Here is a 1,758-nt window from a genome sequence, read left to right on the forward strand (position 1 = left end):
AGCGTCGCGGAGAACATGGGCTTCGCGCTCAAACTCGCCGGTACCGACAAGTCCGAGATCCGCCGCCGCGTCGCCGAGGCCGCCGACATGCTCGACCTCGGCGCGTATCTGGACCGCAAGCCGAAGGCGTTGTCGGGGGGCCAGCGGCAGCGAGTTGCCATGGGCCGCGCCATCGTCCGCCAGCCTCAGGTGTTCCTCATGGACGAGCCGCTGTCGAATCTCGACGCAAAGCTGCGGGTGCAGACCCGGACGCAGATCGCCCAGTTGCAGCGCCACCTGGGCACGACCACCGTCTACGTCACGCACGACCAGGTCGAGGCGATGACGATGGGCGACCGGGTCGCCGTCCTCCAGGGCGGGGTGCTGCAGCAGTGCGCGTCACCGCGCGAGCTCTACCACCGGCCCGCGAACGTCTTCGTCGCCGGATTCATGGGTTCACCGTCGATGAACCTGTTCACCGTGCCCGTCACCGACGGCGGAATCCGCTTCGGCGGGCAGGTGATTCCGGTGCCGCGGGACACCCTGGCGGCCGCCGGCCGGGAGGTTGTCTTCGGGATCCGGCCCGAGCACGTCGAGATCGCCGACTCCGGCGGACTGAAACTCGAGGTCGACGTGGTCGAAGAACTCGGCTCGGAAGCGTTCATCTTCGGACGCACTCAGGTGGGCGGACGGCACGAGCCAATGGTGGCCAGGGTCCACTGGCGAAATCCACCGGAGAAAGGCCAGGTCGTGCACGTCCGCATCGACCCGTCGCACGCCCACGTCTTCGCCACCACCCCCGGCGGCGCCCGGCTACCGCACTAGCAGCACAGCTGTCGAGGGCTTCGTGCCTCGCACCCCGGACGGCCGGCATCGGATGTGCGCCGACGCGCTCTCAGCCGTGCCCGGGGGCCGGGGTGCCCGTCTCCGGAGCGGTGGCGCCCGCGTCGACGGCGCAGGCGATGCCGACGGTGCCGGCGCGGCCGCGGCGCAGCACGCTGCCCTTGACCGTGAGCCACCCGAGGATCCCGTATCTGCGGGCGATCACGGCCCGCGCCCGCTCGGTGCCGGCGGCATCGAGCACGGTGGCGGTGCCGGGGACCGCGTCGCTGCGCGGGTTGCCGCGCACGTCGCACACCGCGAGGGTGATCCGCGGATCGCGGCGCAGCCGCTTGACCTTGTACGAGTCGGTGACGGTCCACACCAGCAGCCGGTCGGCGTCGGCGGCCGCCCACACCGCGGTCGGCACCGGGGTGCCGTCCTTGCGGAACGTGGTCAGCAGCACGTACTTCGCGGCGGCGAGGTCGGCGAAGGTCGGGGTCATGGGGCACACCCTACGGAAAACCGCGCCGCCGGCGCGCCGACCGGCGCCGTCTAGCCTGGAGGGCATGCCGCATGCCCATGATCCCGCCGTGGCCGACCTGGTCGAGGTGCCCCTCTCGGGGGGCCGGCTGACCGCGGCGCAGCTGCAGGTCCTCGCCGAACTCGCCCACGAGCACGCCGGGGGCACCCTCGTCCTCACCGCCGGCGGCCTCGGGATGCGCGGGGACCGCACCGAGCTCACCGCGCGGCTGACCGGTCACGGCTTCGACCTGCCCGGCGAGCACCGGCACCGCCTGCTCGTCTCGCCGCTGTCCGGTCGCATCGGCGGGCACGTGGACGTGTGGGAGACGCTGGCCGGGGTGCAGGACCGCCTCGACGGGACCGTACCGGACCGCGAGATCGTCGTCGGGATCGACGACGGCACCGGCGACATCGCGGCCCTGGCCCCCGAGGTGG

The 1,758-nt window shown here is 72.6% G+C and carries 2 protein-coding genes and 1 pseudogene; 2 read left to right on the forward strand and 1 reads right to left on the reverse strand.

Annotated elements, in window-relative coordinates; all coding sequences use genetic code 11:
- The coding region (locus tag CQZ88_RS13865) for an ABC transporter ATP-binding protein (protein WP_258008593.1) at positions 1 to 804 on the forward strand (804 nt) is incomplete at its 5' end.
- 70 nt (positions 805 to 874) lie between these two features.
- On the opposite strand, the gene CQZ88_RS13870 is transcribed toward CQZ88_RS13865, so the two are convergent.
- Positions 875 to 1,303 (reverse strand): PPOX class F420-dependent oxidoreductase, encoded by a 429-nt coding sequence (locus CQZ88_RS13870; RefSeq protein ID WP_102799909.1) that lies wholly within the window; start codon positions 1,301 to 1,303, stop codon positions 875 to 877.
- A gap of 64 nt (positions 1,304 to 1,367) precedes the next feature.
- Here CQZ88_RS13870 and CQZ88_RS13875 point away from each other — a divergent pair.
- A pseudogene (locus tag CQZ88_RS13875) lies at positions 1,368 to 1,758 on the forward strand (precorrin-3B synthase); the annotation flags it as partial.

The sequence above is a fragment of the Rhodococcus sp. ENV425 genome (assembly GCF_002887785.1).
GTDB lineage: Bacteria > Actinomycetota > Actinomycetes > Mycobacteriales > Mycobacteriaceae > Rhodococcus > Rhodococcus aetherivorans.

Coding starts and splice junctions, on each gene's coding strand:
- CQZ88_RS13870 (WP_102799909.1), bottom strand. CDS start 1,303: ATGACCCCGACCTTCGCCGACCTCGCCGCCGCGAAGTACGTGCTGCTG.